Below are 20,275 nucleotides of genomic sequence, written 5' to 3'. Positions count from 1 at the left end.
CTTAACGCTGCCAATCAGCTTTGGCCAAAGCGACCGCTGCAGTAGCCAGACGATACCCTTGAGCAACTGCTAACTCGCGCTCATCATTGGTCACTTTTTGGTCATGACCTGCACCACTGACATGGCTTGCGCCATAAGGCGTACCACCGCGCTGAGTGCGATTGAGCGCAGGCTCACCATAAGGCAAACCGACAATCATCATCCCATGATGGATCAGTGGCAGCATCATCGTAAGTAACGTGGTCTCTTGCCCTCCATGCATGGAGCCTGTGGCAGTAAATACCGAAGCAGGCTTATTTTGCAGGTTACCCGCCAGCCAAATAGTAACCGTATTATCCCAAAAGTACTTCAGTGGCGCGGCCATATTGCCAAAATGAGTCGGACTACCCAGCGCTAGACCCATACAGTCTTTTAGATCGTCCATCGTACAATACAGATCACCGTCATCTGGAATAGCAGGCGAGCTGGCAGTCGTTTCAGGGGCTACGGGCGGCACTGTGCGAATCCGCGCCGTCATGCCAGCATCTTCTATACCTTGTGCTATGGCATAAGCTAACGTTTTGGTCGTACCATGATTAGAATAATAAAGCACTAAGACATAAGGGGTATTCTGACTCATTAATAAAATCCTTTTTGAGGGAGCTGTTAAGCTTAAAATAGCTATCAGGCTTAGACACTAATTATACCATGCGTGGGTTATCAGCTAATACATAAAGCTGTGACTGATTGACTTCCTAACTGTTTATTCCTAACTGCTTAATAGTCATCTAACAGCTATCCAATAGAGATCTAAATATCATAGTGACAGCAAGCGATAACTATGCATTTTGACACAAATTATGAGCAGAATTTAACGCTATAATTTTGTTACACTATCGTACCTCTACTGCTGCTAAATGACCGCTATGAATAATACCTTAAAAAAACTACCCTTTTTGCAGCAGCGCTGGTTTCAGTTTACCAAGTTTTTGATACGGCATTTTTTTGAAGATAACTGTCAGCAGAAGGCCGCTTCATTGACATATACAACGATGCTGTCAATCGTACCTATGTTGACAGTGCTGTTGATGATTTTGTCTTCTGTACCTGCACTCGCTTCAGTTCGAGCACAGATCTATGAAGTCATTTATAGCAATTTGCTGCCACAGTCGAGCATGCAGGTGAGTAAATACATCAATAGCTTTGCTGAAAAATCCTCTAACTTAACTATTATTGGCGCGATGATTTTATTTGTCACCACTATTGTGACTTTGACCACTATTGAGCGCGCCTTTAACCAAATCTGGCGGGTGGAAGATCGCTCAGGTGGTCTTAAGAGTATATTGCGCTATTGGACCATAGTGACTTTGGGACCTTTAGTGTTGGGCACAGCGTTTATAGCCTCAAGCGCAGTGCAAAGTTTGAGTTTTCTTAATCGTCAAATTGGTGGCTATGGTATCGACTGGGCATTTTGGATTCAACTGGTCACTATCGGTATAACGGTGACTGGCTTTATCGCTATGTATTGGTTTATACCTAAGGCAAAGGTGCCTTTTAAAAGTGCGGCGCTTGCTGGAGTTATTGTCGCTATTGTGTTCGAGATGCTCAAGCACGTTTTTGGCACTGTGATGACTAACTTTACCAGTTATGAGGCCATTTATGGTGCGTTTGCCGCGCTACCAATATTCTTATTATGGATATACCTGTCTTGGAATTTGATTCTATTAGGTGTGGAGATCAGTTATACCCTGACGATTTTTGATACCGAAGAGGTCTACCCGCGTCACCCTTTGCTTAGCTTATTGGATATGCTCAATTTGGTTTATAGTCGTCATCTAGAAGGCGATGCGGTCAGTGAGCAGGAGTTGCGTAAAGTATTAGGCCGTAAAGAGCTGCCAAAATGGTATACCTATATTAACTACTTACAAGATAGCAATCTAATTACGATGACCGCAGATGATGAGTATGTACTCAAAAAAGATCTGAGTAATATGACGCTATGGGACTTTTATCGGACACTACCCTATCCGTTGCCCATCAAAGATGAGCTGGATGAGATGAAGCATAATCAGCAAAAGCCATGGCTTAGCCTGTTAGTGGATCGCCTTGAGAACACCGAGAGCTATGCCAAAGAGCAACTTAATTTGCCATTAGCGACTATCTTCGTCCATAGCGCGCCGCGCGAAAAAACGCCAGCGGACAATAAAGATCATGACTATGAGCAAAAAGGTCGTGATAAAGTGCATAGCGATAACTCAACCCCGCATTTTGTCCCTGAAGCTTATGACAAAGACAGTATTGTTGTACATGACAACAACCATCACGAAGCCATCATTCCAGATGACCTTGAACCTAGCAAATCTAATAGAACCAATAACAAAAAGGCTACTCGCAGCGAGGCACAGCCTATTTTATCCAAAGACAATATCATCACCGAAGCTGATAACCCCGAAATGTTTAAGTAGCTTTTATTGATATTTACAGGGTTTAAATAGATCCATTATAAGCGTTTGGTTGAATCTTAAGCTTGATGCTCGTTTATATTACTGCTACCTCTAACTAGGAGCTTACGACAGTGCAAGAGAACTCTAAAAACAAGCTTTCTAAACGCATCTTGGATAGTCTTACGACATGGCCAAAAGATTTTCTTCATCTGCTATCGCTCGAGACTTTGACCAATTTGCCCGATCGTTTAAGAAACATCTGGCAAAAGCTGCTCGGCTCTTACTGGTTTATCCCTACTGCTTTGATTGTGTTAGGTATCCTCTTAGCACCTCTAATACTCTCTATTGATGAGCGCTTTGATAGGGAAATGGTACGAGATATTGGCTTTGCCTTTACTGGTGATGCTGATGCGGCACGCGCGATTATGACCTCGATTGCAGGGGCGGTATTAGGAGTAGCAGGTACTACTTTTTCGATTACTATTGCTGTACTATCTATGGCATCTTCGCAATTTGGCCCCAGGCTACTGCGTAACTTTTTGACAGATACACCCAATCAGTTTGTCTTAGGTATATTCTTAGGCACTTTTAGCTATAGCCTATTGGTACTCAAGTCCATCCATAAGTTTGACGTTGATTTTGGCGTGCCACAATTAGCCGTTACTTTTGCTATTATCTTAGCCATCATGTGTGCCTTACTATTGGTATATTTCGTACAGCATATGGTGCATGCTATTCAGGCATCTCACGTCATTGAGGGTGCGAGCAATGAAGCTATTAAGAATATTCATTATTGGTATAGTGATCATTGTGATATTCAGCATCAGCGCGATACAAAAGATAAAGATGTCGTGCAATATCTTGATTGGTCGGCAACGTCGATCTATGCCCCTACCGCAGGATATTTACATCAGATATATATAGAGACACTAACTGCCCTAGCCACTGACTATGGCGGCGTCATAAAGCTGCATACTAATCTTGGCGACTTTGTCACTGATCATAATATTATAGGATACTTTTATCAGCGTCCTGCCGATCACATAAGCTTCTTACAAAAAACCAAAACCTCACATCTGGCTGTCATGCCAAGAGCACCCGATGGCTTATTCTGGCAACGCTTTGCGGCGGGTATCGAGATCGAGCCTAGACTCTCTCATTCCGATGATATTGCATACAGTTTAGGGCAAATGACTGAAATTGCTGTCCGTGCCCTATCCCCTGGTATTAATGATCCAAAAACGGCAGTGAACTGCGTGCAGTCACTAACGACTTGTATCAGTATAATGATGCGGCGCCAACCGCCCAGTCCTTATCATTTTTATATATTGCCTCATGACAAGGATGTAGTCGATGTTGCTGCTGATAAGTTGCGAATAGCAACCTTAGCAGTGGTTACCAAAAACCCTAAGATTTCGGACTTTATCGATAGCTCTCTCGGTGAAATACGTCGCTACGCTACGGCAGACTTAATGGTGTTGAAAGCGCTATGCCAAGCTATTACAGACTTGAACTATGCGCGGGTCAATAGCGCACAGCGTCAAGCTTTACTGCATGAGCTGACTCTCATTGAGCGTGCAGGACGAGAAAACCTTGCCTATAATGAGTTGATGTTAGACTTGAAAGCCATGTGTGCTCAGGCTCGGCAGTTTATCCATGATGATAACGCCAAGCATCAATATTTTGAATACACTAGCGCCTTTAATGAGCATATTCGTAAAGCATTAGAGACTCAATCAAGCTAGCTTTCGCTTTATTACTTTTGAATCAATCAAGACCTATCAAAGAGCTTTTTATGACATCCGCAACCAGCCTAACTGTACTTGAAATCAGCGCTATATTTTTGTCAATCACAGCGCTTTTGACTTATGTTAATCATCGCTTTATTGGACTGCCAACGACCATCGGCGTGATGGTAATCTCTATCTTGCTATCTATTGTAGCGATATTTTTGGGGTTTTTAGGATTTGATCAGTTGATTGATTATGAGATGAGCTTACTAGATCAGCTTGATTTTACTGAGGTTTTGCTCGATGGTATGCTCTCTATGCTATTATTTGCAGCCGCATTACACGTCAATGTTAGCGATTTGAGACGATATAAGCTGCCTATTGGTATTTTAGCTTGCATCGGCACTATAGTGTCAGCAGTACTTATTGCAGCGGCTATCTATTATATGCTGCCCCTGTTTGGCTTTGAGCTATCCTTTATTTGGTGTTTACTATTTGGCGCTTTAATCTCACCGACTGACCCAATCGCAGTTATGGGTATTTTGGCCTCTGCGGGTGCTCCTAAGAGCATCGAGACCGTTATCGCTGGCGAGTCTTTATTTAACGACGGTATTGGCGTTGTTATCTTTGTATTATTACTAGGTATTTTATCGAGTGGCGATATTCCCACAGTCAACTATGTGGCGCATACGCTAGCCGTTGAAGCTGGCGGCGGTATCGTTTTCGGTCTAGTGCTCGGTGCTATTTTATATTATATGCTCCAGAGTATTGATAGTTATCAAGAAGAGGTGCTGTTGACCTTAGCTGGCGTAATCGGCGGTTACGCGCTTGCCAGCCATTGGCATCTATCAGGGCCATTGGCTATGGTGATGATGGGACTAATGGTAGGTAATCGCGGTCGCGCCTTAGCGATGAGTGACAAAACTCGCCATTATATCGATCTATTTTGGGAATTGATTGATGAGATATTAAATGCGATTTTATTTGTATTAATCGGTTTAGAGGTGGTGATGATTGCCTACTCTGGCAATCTATTTATAGCAGCAGGCTTGACGATTATTATCGCACTGTTGGCGCGATTTATCGTCGTCGGTACTACCACGCGTACCTTTAGACATCAGCTTGAGCTACCTGTTGGCGCTTGGAAAGTTTTGACTTGGGGCGGGTTGCGTGGTGGTATTTCGGTAGCGCTAGTATTGCAGCTGCCAGCAGGTCGCGAGCGTGACATCCTACTGGCATTGACTTATGGGGTCGTTGTATTCTCTATACTGGTGCAAGGACTCAGTGTGGGCCGAGTGGCCAAAACCATCAGCCCTATTAAGGATGAGCAGTTATAGCATTGACAATAGGATACTTTAAATCAAACCTTTGCGTTTCATATTGCGATAAACCACAATCACAATGACGATATTTAATAGTAAGATACCCAGCTTGAACCAGTCAAACGGACTTACTATTAAATAATAAAGCTCAATAGGAATAAATATCCCATAACCGATGACGCTGAACCAATACGCCCATGTCTTATCTTGCCACAAGCCATAAGCTTCAATAAAACGCAAACTGATATAAACACAGATGAATATCAAGAACAGCGTCCAGTTTTTACTCGCTTTTTGCGCAAGCGCTACTGTGCTCTCGACTTGCGGCGCGAGCAGCTGACCAAAACACTGCTGCCAAGTCTCAGTAGCCGTTGCCAGCCATTGATCTAAATCCTTATGCCATAGACCTAATGCACCAGCGGCTATCAACGCACCAACACCTTTGACGATCTCATAAATAGCGACAGCTTTTATAGACTCAGAAGACGCTTTAGCGGTAACAGGCGGTGACTTGGATTGGTACTGTGGCGCTTTAGCCAAAGAAAGTCTCCACAACGCGCCCTTGCAGACACTGATTATAGAATGGCGTGTTTTTACCATTAGAATGCATAGTATCGGAGGTGACTTGCCACTCCAGGTTAGGATTTACCACCACCGCACCGCCTGTAGTAGCATACTGCTCATCAATACCAGCGATACGTGCTGGGTTTAGACAAATCTTGTCCACCAGCTGCTCTCTACTTAGCACCTCATCACGTACTAATTGACAGGCTAGCGCCATAAAGGTGTCAAAGTTGGAAATGCCTGGGGTACTCTCAGCGAATGGTGCTTTTTTGGCAGTGGCATTTAGCGGCTCGTGATGGCTACAGATAGCATCAATCGTACCGTCTTTGAGGCCTCGACGTAGTGCTTTTTGATCGGTGTTACTACGAAGCGGCGGCAATACGTACGCCATAGAGTTGAAGCCTTCTAGGTTATCATCTGTTAAATACAGCTGGTGCATCGCCACATCACAAGTGACTGGCAATCCTTTATTTTTTGCCCAGCGCATCAGCTCTACTGAAGACTTACAGGACAGTTGGCTAAAGTGCGCAGCGATGCCCGTTTCTTCGACCATCAACAACTGAGTAGATAAGGCGACCGTTTCTGCAATCCACGGGATGCCCTGCAAACCATGATAAGAGGCAATATAACCTTCATGAGCGACGCCATCACCCGACAAGCTTGGCTCATTAGGATAGAAAAATACTTTCATGCCAAAAGTTGCTGCGTACTCTAGGGTACGTAGTAATACCAAATCATTAGCAAAAGGTCGACGGGCATTAGAGACAGCAATACAGCCGCCTTTTTTGAGTCCAGCAATATTGGAAGGGTTTTCCCCTTTTAAACCTTCGGTCAATGCGCCTAAAATATGCAGATAAATCCCGCCATCGTCTAGTGCACGCTCACGCAGACCTTTTAATAATGAGCCATTTTCTAATATAGGATTGGTATCAGGTGGCGTCACCACATGCAAAAACCCATTAGCGCGCGCCGCACGACCTTCAGATGCCAAGGTGCCATGCTGCTGTAACCCAGGCTCACGCAAACGCGCGCACAGATCGACTAGTGGAGGTAGTAGCCAAGTCTCACGCTCATCGGTCAGTTTTGCTAATTGAGCGCTAGTCGTTTTTGACAATGCTTTTTTAAAGGCTTCTGGAAGTAAATCGTGCATCTTAGTATCTGAATTTGTAACGTTAGTCATGAGCGTTATTACCGTATCAATAAAGGGTGTAAATAAGAATAAAACAGCGTATCTACATACTAGCTATCCAAATATTAGCTATTTAGCACTTGATGAAAGCGCCTGATGAAAACGCTGTCCCTCCATAGCCATGGACAATACTGCCATACGAATGGCAACGCCATTACTGACTTGTCTAAGAATCACTGACTGTGGCCCGTCTGCCACACTAGAGGCGATTTCAACCCCGCGATTCATCGGTCCTGGATGCATAATCAAGGCATCAGGCTTAGCCAGTGCTACGCGCTCAGGAGTAATACCATATTGCTTATAATACTCGTTTGATGAAGCCAATAGCGGCGAGCCAATACGCTCATTTTGTATTCTAAGCCCCATAATGACATCACAGTCTCGCACACAATCATTCATATCTTCATAAACAGTGACACCAAAACGTTCAATACCTTTAGGTAACAAGGTACGCGGTGCAATCACCCGAATATCTTTGACCCCAAGCGTTTGCAGCGCACTGATATCGGAGCGAGCAACACGCGAATGCTTCACATCACCAATGATAGCTACTGATAGCTCTTCGAACGGGCGCGGGGCTTCACGGTGAATAGTTAGCATATCGAGCATGCCTTGGGTAGGATGCGCATGCCAGCCATCACCGCCATTGATAATAGCAATATTTGGCGTCACCTCAGTCGCCATAAAGTGCGCCGCACCAGAGGCCGAATGACGCACGACAAAGATATCAGCGGTCATCGCCTGCAAGTTCCATAGCGTATCACGCAAGCTCTCACCTTTTTTGGCACTAGAGCTAGCAATATCGAGATTTAGCACATTCGCGCCGAGCCGCTTTTCTGCTACTTCAAACGTAGTACGTGTACGCGTTGAAGGCTCAAAAAACAGATTCATCACTGTACAGCCCTCTAGCTCAGGACGGTTGATCAATTGACCATTTTCATCAATAAAGGTTTCAGCCTTGGCAATGATCGCTTGCAATTGCGCCTTATTTAAGCCTTCTACTCCCAAAAAATGCCTTATACTACCATCACTATTGAGCTGTGGCAGGCTCAGCGAAGTATTGAGCCGCTGATGAATAGTTTCTGGATCAAACTTGGCATGTTCAGAAGGTAATACCGTATTATTTACACGACTACTGTTAGAATTTGGCATAATGGCAAGTCTTTATTGTTGGTTTAGTTTAGGGCAATTGATGGCTCATACTATCGGCAATAAACAGCAAAACTACGCTCAAATTGTATCGAACCTGTTTTACTAATAATTGCTAATGGACTTTATAAGCTTATCAATATTAGCTATAGTGTAGCTGATTTTACCGTACTGACAAAGATATAGTCGGAGTACTTTTAAACCGCTACGGTGTTGCCCACCCTAGATATACTTATTGTACTATCTGCGGTCGGTCGCCTTGTAGTAATTTTAAAATTCCTTGACTATAGCGTAGCATCTCATTTGCACCCGTTAGGTGTATTAGGTATATTGCCAGCGATCAGTCATTAATGATCACTCAATAACCGTGTTCAGCTGACAGCACCTGCCAAAACCATAGCGCTTATCAAAATTTTATTATAATCCTACTGACTAGGAAAGTTTATGACCACTTTGACTCAATATCTAAATAATCACTCGACTAATACTGCTGTGAACGAGACGATTGCTACTATTACTGAGGTCGGTAAAACGATTGCCCAACTCCTGCGACGCGGTGCATTAGCTGACATCTTAGGCGAGGCTGGTAATCAGAACGTGCAAGGCGAGGAGCAAAAAAAGCTCGATGTCCTAGCCAATGACTTACTATTAGACGCTTTAGCGAGTAACGCGCATTGTGCTGGGGTAGCCTCGGAGGAGTTGGACAACTCAACGCCTGCTCATGCTGATGGTAGCTTGCTAGTATTATTTGATCCTTTAGATGGCTCATCAAATATCGATATTAACATGGCAGTTGGCACTATCTTCTCAATCCTACCCTACCAGCGCCAAGGTCAAATCAGCGTAGATAAAGACTTTTTGCAAGCGGGTAATCAACAACTGGCAGCAGGTTATTTACTGTACGGCACCTCCACTATGCTCGCGCTGACCATAGCAAACGATGTGGCTATGTTTAGCTTAGATCCTGATAGTGGCGACTATGTCCTTATTGAAGAAAAAATACAAATCGACGCTGACACCAGTGAGTATTCTATCAACAGCTCAAACTATCGCTATTGGCGTGCGCCTATGCAGCAGTATATCGATGAGTTAATCGATGGCGAGGCAGGGGTTCGCGGACGCGACTTTAATACTCGCTGGGTCGCGGCTATGGTCGGTGACGTGCATCGTATCCTTTGTCGCGGTGGATTATTTACTTATCCCTTTGATACTAAATACGCGCACAAGGCAGGCAAGCTGCGTCTGATGTATGAAGCCAATCCGATGAGCTTACTGATTGAACGCGCAGGTGGCGGTGCAACGGATGCTGTTAATCGTATCTTAGATATCGAGCCTAACGATATCCATCAGCGTGTGCCTGTTGTACTTGGCAGCAAAAACGAAGTGGCTTATGTCAAAGACTTACATTTGCAACATGCGGCTAAATAGCCTTTTTGCTATTAGTCTCAGGGTCTGTTGAACATTCATAAATGAGCACTGCTGATAGCTAAAATGGTTCTAGTCTAAGTAAAAATCGCAGGTAATGCTTATTGTATTGGCTATATTTTTATAACGAATAGAACAATTTTAGCATCAGCCTGCAAGGACAGGACTCTTTTTTGCCGATTCGTCATTAAAAAGATCCGCTTAGGATGCTAAACTAGATATTTTTAATCTAGAATCGCCTAAAAAATAGTCTCTGTCAGTGCCATGATCGAATGTTCAACAGACCCTAATCCCTTAAACTTGTTTTTATCATTATATGGTTCACTATGACAGCAGACCTACATCGACCTGACGATTTGATCACCTCTGATAAAAATCAAACCGTAAAGCTATTCAAGGCTTTATTATCACAAGCACGCCAGCGTAATAAGCTGGCGCAAACGGTGCTTGAAGGGGTGCACTTATTGGATGCGGCGCTGGGTCATGGCTGTCGCTTTGCACAAATATTGGTTTCAGAATCAGCAAAATCGCATCCTGAGGTGCAGCAGATATTGAGTCGCTTAACCACAGATATTGATGTTTTGACTTTATCAGACTCGTTATACAAGAGCATCCGTAGCTTAGGCTCAGGTATTGATATTATGGCGATCATTGATATACCAGCGCCCGTCTTGCCTGTTATTACGACCGACTGCTTAGTGCTAAATGATGTACAGGACAGTGGTAATGTTGGTACATTATTGCGCACTGCTGCAGCGGTAGGTATCAGTACGGTGCTCTGTACTAATGCCACTGCGCAAGCGTGGTCACCAAAGACCTTACGGGCGGGCATGGGCGCACAATTTGCTCTGACTATTTATGAGGGCTTAAGTAGCCAAGATATCTTAGATAAAGTACAAGTTCCTTTATTAGCAACCAGCTCACATACCGATACGCTCATTTATCAACATAATCTACGTGCGCCTGTAGCGTGGATCATGGGACATGAAGGTCAAGGCGTCTGTGATGAATTAATGCAATGCGCTACTCCTATTGCCCTACCCCAGCCCAATGGACAGGAGAGCCTTAATGTAGCGATTGCTGGCGCGCTTTGTCTTTATGAGACGCTACGACAACGGCAATATTCATAAAGTATTGGCCAAAAAACTAATTCTAAAAAAATCCCGCTATTAGTAATAGCGGGATTTTTATTTATAAGACGGTATAAAGCTCAGTAATTAAATTGAGCGATCATAATGAATAATTAAACTTTACTAGTCAGCTCAGGCAAGGCATCAAATAGATCGGCTTCTAAGAAATAATCCGCTACACTAGCGATAGGTGAATCTGGATCGTTATTGATAGCGACGATAACCTTAGAGTCTTTCATACCAGCTAGATGCTGGATAGCACCTGAGATACCAGCAGCAATATACAGATCAGGGGCGATGATTTTGCCTGTTTGACCGACCTGCATATCGTTAGCGACGTAACCGGCATCGACTGCTGCACGTGAAGCACCGATAGCGGCACCTAATTTGTCAGCGAGTGGCTCAATGTATTTGGTAAAGTTCTCACCATTCGCCAGCGCTCGACCACCAGATACCACAATGGATGCTGAAGTCAGCTCAGGACGATCAGATTTGGCCATCTCTTCAGACACAAAAGTAGCTTTATCAGACTGTTGCACATTATCGATAGCCTCAACAGTCGCTAAACCACCCTCGCTTGCAGCAGGATCAAAAGCAGTCGCACGCACCGTGAGCACTACTTTATCTTCTGAAGTCTTGACCGTAGCTGTAGCATTACCTGCATAGATAGGACGCTCAAAGGTTTGTGCATCGACTACTTTGGTAATCTCTGACAACATACTTACATCCAGCAAGGCAGCTGCACGTGGCATAAAGCCTTTACCAGTCGTAGTAGCAGGCGCAAGAATATGGCTATAGTCGCCTGCGATATCAGCAACCAATAGCGCGATATTCTCAGCCAACTGATGCTCATACACGGCATTATCTGCGACTAGCACTTTGGTCACGCCTTCAACTTTTGCCGCTTCATCAGCCACAGCTTGGTTACCACTACCTGCAACTAATACATGAATATCGCCACCAATTTCTTTGGCAGCAGCGATCGTATTAAGCGTTGCCTTTTTTAGACTGGCATTGTCATGTTCTGCATATACTAAAACTGCCATGATTATTATCCTTTATTTATTCGTATTATCTTATAAGATTAGCCTATTCAACTAGCGGCTCAATTAAATGACTTTTGCTTCATTTTTGAGCTTATCTACTAGCTCATCTACTGATTTTACTGTAATACCAGCTTTACGCTCAGCAGGTGGCTCAACTTTGATGATTTGTTGCTTAGAGCTCATATCTACGCCAAAGTCAGCAGGAGTTTTCTCATCAAGTGGCTTTTTCTTAGCTTTCATAATGTTAGGCAATTTGGCATAACGTGGCTCATTCAAGCGTAAGTCGGTAGTGATTAGCGCAGGTAGCGATAAAGCTACGGTTTGCAAGCCACCATCAACTTCACGAGTGACGTTTACTTTATCGCCGTCAACTTTGACCTCTGAGGCAAAAGTACCTTGACCAATACCCATCAACGCCGCCAGCATCTGACCCGTTTGGTTATTATCATCATCGATAGCTTGCTTACCCAAAAGAATGATATCAGTCGCTTCAGACTCAGCAATGCTCTTTAAGATTTTAGCCACTTGTAATGGATAAGGCTTATCATCTGTTTGAACCAATACGCCACGATCTGCACCAAGCGCTAATGCTGCACGAATCTGCTCTTGCGACTCTTTTGGACCAATAGATGCGACGATAATTTCATCAATGATACCGGCTTCTTTTAGACGAACCGCTTCTTCTACGGCAATCTCATCAAACGGGTTGATAGACATCTTAGTGTTGGATAAATCGACCGCTGAATGATCGGCTTTTACTCTTACCTTTACGTTATAATCGATAACGCGCTTGACCGCTACTAATGCTTTCATACGTTCCTCTTTTGTTATATATAAATGTAAATTTTGAATTAAAAAATAAATAAAAAGTCTTATGTTATAGACGTAAATTTATAATTAAGCTATTTAGCTCATTTTGTAATAACTAGTGGCTAATGATTTTTCTGACTGTGTTTACTAGACCTGACTATCTTGCGTGAGAGCATCTACAAGGTCAAGACGAGGCGGTGAATAATCGGTCATAAATTTATCACTGTTTTCAAACACAAGCTTTGTAAGCTACAAATATTCTTGAAAATTTCGATTATATCTTAGAAGTTATAGCCTTGTTTTATAAGTTATAACCTTGTTAATAACAATGGTAACCCTTTATAGCATCACTGTGCTTTAATTTGCTTAACGTTTTGTTATGTTTTAGAAAACACTTCAACATTGCTTTTTTGTTTGACGCCATTGTTATAAGCCGTCACTAAGATCTCGTTGTCACGAATATCATCAAACAACGACCAATCAGGGCTAATATCGCTAGTTTTTATCACGCTTATATTCGCTGTCGTTTCCATAATGACTGCAAATACCTCTGATTTAGATTTAATCCCATTTTGACGCAATATTTGTTTGATATCATTGGTGCTGAGCTTAGCTTCTTTTAGGTTATCCCAGAGGTACTCGCCATTAGACATCAAAATGATAGGCTGATTGTCTATCAAGGCTTTAAAAGGCTTAAACTTGCGTCTCATAATAGAGAGTAGCGCTTGCAGCATAAATAGCATGCCGATCGCAAATACGCCTTGTAATAGCGATGTAGATTTTGACAATACAGTAGACGCCAGAATACTACCAATACCGACGGTCATGGCCAAATCATAGCTGGACAGTTTTGAGAAACTTCGCAACCCAACGATGCGTGTGAACAATATTAAACAGAAATAAAACCCTATCACTGACAGCGCTATGCCAATGACTTGCTGCCAATCAATCAAGAACCAAGCTTGCCACTCCATAAAACCTTCCTATACCCTACCCTTGATTTAGTGCGTTTAAACATTTTTATTAATTATTAATTATAGAGGAGTTTGTTAGTCGGGCGTGTTGCTTTCTTTTGGCAATAATTTAACAAGACTTACAAATAGGGCGTGTTGTACAAAAATTTAGCACAAAAAAAGCAACCTCTTATTAGGTTGCTTTCGCGATACAGTCTAGACAATATTTTTGTTTTAACAAACAAAGTAATCTAACGTTTTAAAATTAATGCTAATAAATAGAGCGGATCATATTCAATAGCTATAAGAATTAAAGGGCTTCGATTTGCTCAGCTTGTGGGCCTTTTTTGCCTTCACCTAAAACGAAAGATACTTTTTGGCCTTCGGCTAGAGTTTTGAAACCACCACCTTGGATAGCGCTATAATGAGCGAATACATCTTGGCCGCCATTATCTTGTGCGATAAAACCAAAACCTTTAGCTTCGTTAAACCACTTTACAGTACCTTCAACTTTATCTGACATAAATTTTCCTAACTCTTTAACGGTTGGCAAGACGTGTGTCATTACCGATTAATTGACAAATACTTATTCGATCTATTAGCAGAATGCTAAAACTAAATAACACTCTATCCCAATGATACAGTACTATTCCAGCCTTAAATCGCTTAAGTACCCTTGTAGTATAGCAGTTTTTATAATCAAAGATAGGCTAAATTAAACCGTTTTGTAAAAAATTTAAGACCAGTATTAGCATCATATTCTTAGATAATTCTGCCTGTTTTTAGGCCTATAATTTTCTCAATAGATCGCTTCTATATAGCAATCTAGCCTTAGTTTGGCAAAGGCAACCAAGGCGATGCCAGCACCAATGAGCACAAGGCAAAAAATATTAAAGCAAACGATTGGCTATAAGCGATGTACTTAGAAGGTACGACTAAATCTGCTGCTGAATCAGGTATGCCTTTGAGTTTGAGCAAGCGTGTGCCATAAATCCAACCAAACACAGTATAAATACCATAAGCGGCAGGAACGGCAGCGGCAAGTGGGGTTAAGTCAATAATATATAACATCACCACTGATACAAAAAACCAAGAGGTATCTAATAATGATGCGATTTGAAATAGCTTAGACTTGGGTAGCTTGCCATCATTACGCCTGAGCATCTCCCCTTCTATCCAAATCAGCACGGCAACTAGCGCACTAAAAGTAATATAAGCAAATTGCGGGGTCAGCCAGTCTGGAAAAGATATTTGCACAGTACAACCTATAGTCTAAAATGAGAAATAAAGAGTAACAAGAATGGTGAACTTGTAAATAGCCATTATTCAGCTACTTACTAATAAATGCAGCAAAGCTGTTTATATTAGGTAGCTCTTAGCAAATTTCAAGCGTTATCGTAATGACAGCTTATATAATGCTCTTAGCTCTAATAATAGAGCCCACTAAAAAACCCATGCTATCAAGTTGACAACATGGGTTTAATCTTTACTAAATCAAAAAATCTACTGCTAAACTAAAGCGTTTTTGTCTTAGTTTTTGTCTTTATCGATGATTTTATTGCCACCGATCCAAGGCATCATGGCGCGTAATTTAGCACCAGTGACTTCGATTGGATGCTCAGCGTTGTTACGGCGACGAGCAGTCATTGAAGGATAGTTAGTAGCTCCTTCAGAGATGAACATTTTAGCGTATTCACCAGACTGGATACGCTTCAAGGCATTACGCATAGCTTCGCGTGATTGCTCATTGATAACCTCACAACCCGTCACGTATTCGCCATATTCAGCATTGTTACTGATTGAATAGTTCATGTCAGCGATACCGCCTTCATACATCAAATCAACAATGAGTTTTAGCTCATGCAAGCACTCAAAGTAAGCCATCTCTGGTGCATAGCCTGCTTCAGTTAACGTCTCAAAACCCATTTTGACAAGCTCTACAGCGCCACCACAAAGGACTGCTTGCTCACCAAATAGATCAGTTTCAGTCTCATCTTTAAAAGTAGTCTCAATAATACCTGAACGACCACCACCTACGCCTGCTGCGTAAGATAATGCTAACTGCTTGGCTTGACCCGACGCATCTTGATAAATCGCGATAAGATCAGGAATACCGCCACCTTTAGTGAACTCGTTACGTACGGTATGACCTGGCGCTTTTGGTGCAACCATAATCACGTCTAAGTCACTGCGTGGTACAACTTGATTATAGTGAATCGCAAAACCATGAGCAAAAGCAAGAGTCGCGCCATCTTTAATATTCGGCTCGATCTCGTTTTGGTATAGCTCTTTTTGGAACTCATCAGGCGTCAAGATCATTACGACGTCAGCCGCTTTTACCGCATCAGCAACTTCAGCAACTTTTAGGCCTGCGTTTTCAGCTTTTTTCCATGAGCCTGAATTAGCGCGTAGACCAACAGTTACGTCGACACCAGACTCTTGCAGGTTTAGCGCATGGGCATGACCCTGTGAGCCGTAACCAATGATAGCTACTTTTTTACCTTGGATAATAGATAAATCACAATCTTTGTCATAAAAAACGTTCATAGGTAGAGTCCTTTTCCTCAATCATGGAGAGCCATGGATAGTAAAATATTTATAACGCACCTTTTTTATAGACAGTTTCTATAAAAAAGGTGCGTTATAAGCGTTAAGTTAGTTTATAAATATGAATGTCTAGCATATGTTAGACGCTCAGTATCAAATGCTGAGTGTTTTTTCACCGCGAGCGATACCAATGACGCCTGAGCGTACCACTTCTAGAATACGTTCACGACCTAGAACATCAATAAAGCCGTCAAGTTTAGCAGCATCACCAGCGATTTGAATCGTATAGATATTAGCATTAACATCGACGATTTGCGCCCGGAAAATATCGGCATTACGCTTGATCTCTTCACGAACATTACCAGTGGCGCGTACTTTTATGAGCATCAGCTCGCGCTCAACATGTACGGTATCTGATAGATTAAGCACTTTGACCACTTCTATCAACTTATGCAGCTGTTTGGTAATTTGCTCAATCTTTTCAGGCGAAGTAATAGTCGTCAAAGTCAAACGAGAAATACTGGGATCGTCTGTCGGTGCGACGTTTAGAGTCTCAATATTGTAGCCGCGTTGAGAGAACAGTCCTACCACTCGCGACAACGAGCCTGCTTCGTTTTCCATCAATACCGAAATCAGATGTTGTTGCATTAGGTGCGCTCTCCTTTGGTTAACCACATATCACGCATAGTTTGTCCCGCAATTTGCATCGGATAAACATGCTCATTACGATCGACATAAACATCAATAAATACTAGTTTGTCCTTTATTGCCATAGCTTCGGCGATCTGAGCTTCCATAGTCTGAGGATCAGTAATTTTGATACCGACATGACCGTAGCTTTCAGCTAATTTGACAAAATCTGGTAGTGAATTCATATAAGACTGCGCATGACGCGCCTCATAGAGCATATCCTGCCACTGCTTTACCATGCCGAGCTGCGCGTTATTGATATTCAATATCTTAACAGGCAGATTATATTGCAGACAAGTCGATAGCTCTTGAATATTCATCTGAATAGAGCCCTCGCCTGTGATACAGACCACATCACGATCAGGACAAGCTAGTTTGGCCGCCATAGCATAGGGCAAACCGACGCCCATCGTACCAAGACCACCTGAGTTTAGCCACTGGCGTGGCTCTCTGTAGGTATAATAAAGTGCAGCAAACATCTGGTGCTGACCGACATCACTAGTAATAATAGCGTTACCATTGGTCACTCTACAAAGCGCTTCTACAACGCTTTGCGGTTTAATCCCGTTCTCAGTGCTAGTGTCATAACGCAAGCCATGACGTTTGCGCCATTCATTAATCTGCGACCACCAATCCGTTAATGCGGGCTGATCAAGCTCTTTATCAGTGCCAATGATCTCTAACATATCAGTCAATACTGATTTGACATCGCCAACGATAGGCACATGAGCAAAGATCGTTTTTGAGATTGAAGTGGGGTCGATATCGATATGAATAATAGTTGCATTGGGACAGAATTTTTTGACATTGTTAGTGACGCGATCATCAAAACGCGCCCCTACAGCCAAAATAACATCTGCGTGATGCATACTCATGTTGGCCTCATAAGTGCCATGCATACCTAGCATACCCAAGAACTGCTCATCAAAACCATCAAAAGCGCCTAGACCCATCAAAGTATTAGTCACTGGCAAGTTTAAACGATGGGCGATATCTCGCAGCTCCTCATGAGCATTACTCCATATGACACCACCACCTGAATAGACTACTGGCCGCTTAGCAGCTAATAAGGTCTCGACGGCCTTTTTGATCTGGCCACTATGACCTTTTATAGAAGGCTGATACGAGCGGACAAACACTTCGCTTGGATACTCATAAACGTACTTTTCGCTAGGCGCGGTCATGTCTTTAGGGATATCGATAACAACAGGACCTGGACGACCAGACTTGGCAATATGAAAAGCTTTTTTGACGATCATTGGAATTTCGCTGGCATGACGCACCTGAAAGCTATGCTTGACGATAGGACGTGAGACACCGATCATGTCAGTCTCTTGAAACGCATCTTCGCCAATTAAACTACTAGGTACCTGCCCAGCTAGGACAACCATAGGCACCGAGTCCATAAAGGCAGTTGCGATAGCCGTAACCGTATTAGTTGCCCCAGGACCAGAAGTTGCAAGTACCACACCCGTATTACCAGTGACACGCGAGTAAGCATCAGCCATATGGCCTGCAGCTTGCTCATGGCGCACTAAGATATGCTCGATGTTGTCTTGCTGAAATAGCGCATCATAGATATGAAGGACCGCGCCGCCGGGATAACCAAAGATGTATTTGACACCTTCATCGGTTAGCGACTGTACTAGCATCTCAGCACCAGACATCATTACAGGAGCATGACCTTCCTCGGCAAGTTGCTCTTGCTTTTCAGGAAAGTGCTTGGCGGCATGAGCTGCTTGTCTATGTCCAGTCATGTTTGGACTTTGGGTCGTTTGCGTCGCTTGTGTCATTATCATCACCTTTTTTTTCGGCATAGTTGACATAGATAGACAGGCATGGTTTTTCAGTACTTTCACTAGTCCGTCATTATTAATTGCTAGATGAATACCTAGAAAGCTTACTCGTCGTTGTCCATATAAGAATAGGTTCTCGCTAGACACCAGTAGAAGGCTATTAAAAATGAATAGCTCATTATCTGCTAATAAACCACAGCGAATTTACGGTCAGCTTTGTAATGGAATATTTCGGATACAGCGACTAGATGCGAGTGCACCTATAATAGAGTCTTATTATCAGCTTAATATCTTTTAATACCCTAAAAACTAATGACCTAATAATAGTATAAAAGTTGCGATCCAATTTAAAACTTTAACCAAAAGGTTATAGTCTTAAAACAAGTATATGCAAAATTATATATCGTTAGCCCTATTATGTTTTTGTGCTTGCGCTATATAGACATCAGCGAACATCTCAAAATAAGGTATAAAACATGTCAATAATAAGTTTATCTTAGTCATTGTAGACCGATAAGTCCGCTGACAAATAGCACTAATAATCAGCCATCGTGATGACTGCTGTTGTATTAGAGTACTGTCACAAAGAAAACAAAATCTATTAAATCACCGATAAGTCATCTAATAATTATTGTCTTCAAGTGTTACGGCAAAATATAAATGCCGCTCACTGACCAACCAACTGCCAATATTTTCAAGGTTTTAGCCACTATTGTCAAGAAAAACTTATAATAGGGTCTGCCAACTAAAAGTTATTTAATAAGCATTGCTAACCTTTATTTGCTAAAATTAAGCGCTCTAGTATTGCTATTAGCCATACTGCTTTTCTTATTACGTTTATAATTATATTATTTTGACCGATAAATGGCTATTATATTGAGACGTGTTTGACCATTTGACACACCCTAACCTATAGCACTTTTACTTTCAGTTGACAGGATAGCTATTATGGCACAAGTATCTTTAACGAATGACATGGCAAAACCAGTAGGCTTAATAGCGCTATGTCTAGTAGCAGTGAGTCTATGGGCGCTATCAATCAGCGATAGTTATGCTGTGCAAGTCTATAAATCTATTGGTGCTCACGGCGAAGTAAAATACAGCCAGCATCAACCAAGAGATAATAAAAACTTTGATCTCATTGAGTTTCGTAGTGATGGTCGCCAAAATAATGCAGGTCAAATGGCAGGTAAAACGCAATCCAATCAAAACGAGCCCACTCAAAGCGCTGAAGATCAACGGGTAGCCCAGCTAGAGGCTCGTATTAAAGATCAAGAAGCACAGGCTAATGCTCAGCGCTGTCAATCTCTACGTAATAACTTGACCAACCTCAATGTCGGTGGTCGTATCTATGAGATGGATGCTAGTGGCAAACGCCAATATCTTGATAGTCGTGAAATTGAGCTGAAAAGTGAGCGCGTACAAAAAGCAATCAGCCAATATTGTAGCTAATTGACAGCTCAGATAATCTTATAGCTATATTTAGCTCCTGTTATGCTTA

The 20,275-nt window shown here is 42.5% G+C and carries 18 protein-coding genes; 6 read left to right on the top strand and 12 right to left on the bottom strand.

The features are described from left to right. Position 1: 1 nt before the first annotated feature. Entirely contained in the window at positions 2 to 619 is a 618-nt protein-coding gene (gene wrbA, locus Q9G97_RS03165) for an NAD(P)H:quinone oxidoreductase (protein ID WP_201572208.1), read from the bottom strand. Positions 620 to 905: 286 nt separating this feature from the next. On the opposite strand from wrbA, the gene Q9G97_RS03160 reads away from it, so the two are divergent. The 3 genes from Q9G97_RS03160 to Q9G97_RS03150 all read left to right on the top strand — a co-directional run bounded on the left by Q9G97_RS03160 (position 906) and on the right by Q9G97_RS03150 (position 5,490). Next, a complete protein-coding gene (locus Q9G97_RS03160; RefSeq protein WP_305899681.1) occupies positions 906 to 2,444 on the top strand; it encodes a YihY/virulence factor BrkB family protein in 1,539 nt (512 codons plus the stop codon). A gap of 110 nt (positions 2,445 to 2,554) precedes the next feature. Continuing rightward, on the top strand, positions 2,555 to 4,168 hold the full coding sequence (locus Q9G97_RS03155; protein ID WP_305899680.1) for a DUF2254 domain-containing protein: 1,614 nt from the start codon (positions 2,555 to 2,557) through the stop codon (positions 4,166 to 4,168). A 50-nt stretch (positions 4,169 to 4,218) separates the two neighbouring features. After that, positions 4,219 to 5,490: a sodium:proton antiporter gene (locus Q9G97_RS03150; RefSeq protein WP_201572195.1), complete on the top strand. Its 1,272-nt coding sequence runs from the start codon at positions 4,219 to 4,221 to the stop codon at positions 5,488 to 5,490. An 18-nt stretch (positions 5,491 to 5,508) separates the two neighbouring features. Here the strand turns inward: Q9G97_RS03150 and Q9G97_RS03145 are convergent, their stop codons facing one another. From Q9G97_RS03145 to Q9G97_RS03135, 3 genes are all read right to left on the bottom strand, one after another. Further along, positions 5,509 to 6,015 carry a DUF2127 domain-containing protein gene (locus tag Q9G97_RS03145; protein WP_305899679.1) on the bottom strand — a complete coding sequence of 169 codons (507 nt, stop codon included), beginning with the start codon at positions 6,013 to 6,015 and terminating at the stop codon, positions 5,509 to 5,511. Beyond that, on the bottom strand, positions 6,008 to 7,189 hold the full coding sequence (locus tag Q9G97_RS03140; protein ID WP_201573720.1) for a dihydroorotase: 1,182 nt from the start codon (positions 7,187 to 7,189) through the stop codon (positions 6,008 to 6,010). The genes Q9G97_RS03145 and Q9G97_RS03140 overlap by 8 nt, the downstream gene beginning before the upstream one ends. 108 nt (positions 7,190 to 7,297) lie before the next feature. Continuing rightward, complete coding sequence (locus tag Q9G97_RS03135) at positions 7,298 to 8,380, bottom strand: aspartate carbamoyltransferase catalytic subunit (RefSeq protein WP_201572191.1); 1,083 nt, start codon at positions 8,378 to 8,380, stop codon at positions 7,298 to 7,300. 441 nt (positions 8,381 to 8,821) lie between these two features. Here Q9G97_RS03135 and Q9G97_RS03130 point away from each other — a divergent pair, with 441 nt between their 5' ends. Continuing rightward, positions 8,822 to 9,805: a class 1 fructose-bisphosphatase gene (locus Q9G97_RS03130; protein WP_305899678.1), complete on the top strand. Its 984-nt coding sequence runs from the start codon at positions 8,822 to 8,824 to the stop codon at positions 9,803 to 9,805. Positions 9,806 to 10,128: 323 nt separating this feature from the next. Continuing rightward, positions 10,129 to 10,932, top strand: coding sequence for an RNA methyltransferase (locus Q9G97_RS03125; protein WP_305899677.1), 804 nt, complete (start codon positions 10,129 to 10,131; stop codon positions 10,930 to 10,932). 113 nt (positions 10,933 to 11,045) lie between these two features. Here the strand turns inward: Q9G97_RS03125 and Q9G97_RS03120 are convergent, their stop codons facing one another. The 8 genes from Q9G97_RS03120 to Q9G97_RS03085 all read right to left on the bottom strand — a co-directional run bounded on the left by Q9G97_RS03120 (position 11,046) and on the right by Q9G97_RS03085 (position 18,648). Beyond that, positions 11,046 to 11,978, bottom strand: a complete 933-nt coding sequence (locus Q9G97_RS03120; protein ID WP_305899676.1) for an electron transfer flavoprotein subunit alpha/FixB family protein — start codon at positions 11,976 to 11,978, stop codon at positions 11,046 to 11,048. Between the two features lie 63 nt (positions 11,979 to 12,041). Then, a complete protein-coding gene (locus Q9G97_RS03115) occupies positions 12,042 to 12,791 on the bottom strand; it encodes an electron transfer flavoprotein subunit beta/FixA family protein (protein ID WP_201572183.1) in 750 nt (249 codons plus the stop codon). Between the two features lie 374 nt (positions 12,792 to 13,165). After that, positions 13,166 to 13,762, bottom strand: coding sequence for a DUF421 domain-containing protein (locus tag Q9G97_RS03110; protein ID WP_305899675.1), 597 nt, complete (start codon positions 13,760 to 13,762; stop codon positions 13,166 to 13,168). Between the two features lie 289 nt (positions 13,763 to 14,051). After that, positions 14,052 to 14,264: a cold-shock protein gene (locus tag Q9G97_RS03105; RefSeq protein WP_201572179.1), complete on the bottom strand. Its 213-nt coding sequence runs from the start codon at positions 14,262 to 14,264 to the stop codon at positions 14,052 to 14,054. 308 nt (positions 14,265 to 14,572) lie between these two features. Further along, on the bottom strand, positions 14,573 to 14,998 hold the full coding sequence (locus tag Q9G97_RS03100; RefSeq protein WP_305899674.1) for a hypothetical protein: 426 nt from the start codon (positions 14,996 to 14,998) through the stop codon (positions 14,573 to 14,575). A 273-nt stretch (positions 14,999 to 15,271) separates the two neighbouring features. Beyond that, positions 15,272 to 16,288: a ketol-acid reductoisomerase gene (gene ilvC, locus Q9G97_RS03095; RefSeq protein ID WP_305899673.1), complete on the bottom strand. Its 1,017-nt coding sequence runs from the start codon at positions 16,286 to 16,288 to the stop codon at positions 15,272 to 15,274. 153 nt (positions 16,289 to 16,441) lie between these two features. Beyond that, the gene (gene ilvN / locus Q9G97_RS03090; RefSeq protein ID WP_201572172.1) at positions 16,442 to 16,936 is read right to left on the bottom strand and encodes an acetolactate synthase small subunit; all 495 of its coding nucleotides are present in this window, start codon (positions 16,934 to 16,936) and stop codon (positions 16,442 to 16,444) included. Then, a complete protein-coding gene (locus tag Q9G97_RS03085; RefSeq protein ID WP_201573718.1) occupies positions 16,936 to 18,648 on the bottom strand; it encodes an acetolactate synthase 3 large subunit in 1,713 nt (570 codons plus the stop codon). Before Q9G97_RS03085 ends, ilvN begins: the two co-directional genes overlap by 1 nt. Positions 18,649 to 19,722: 1,074 nt before the next feature. Between Q9G97_RS03085 and Q9G97_RS03080 the strand changes: the two genes are divergently transcribed. Further along, positions 19,723 to 20,226 (top strand): DUF4124 domain-containing protein, encoded by a 504-nt coding sequence (locus Q9G97_RS03080; RefSeq protein WP_305899672.1) that lies wholly within the window; start codon positions 19,723 to 19,725, stop codon positions 20,224 to 20,226. Positions 20,227 to 20,275: the final 49 nt, after the last annotated feature.

Origin of the sequence: Psychrobacter sp. M13, assembly GCF_030718935.1 — a bacterium.
Taxonomy (GTDB): domain Bacteria; phylum Pseudomonadota; class Gammaproteobacteria; order Pseudomonadales; family Moraxellaceae; genus Psychrobacter; species Psychrobacter immobilis_G.
The sequence above is the reverse complement of the archived record's forward strand: the minus strand, read 5'-3'. Positions and strand labels throughout refer to the sequence as shown.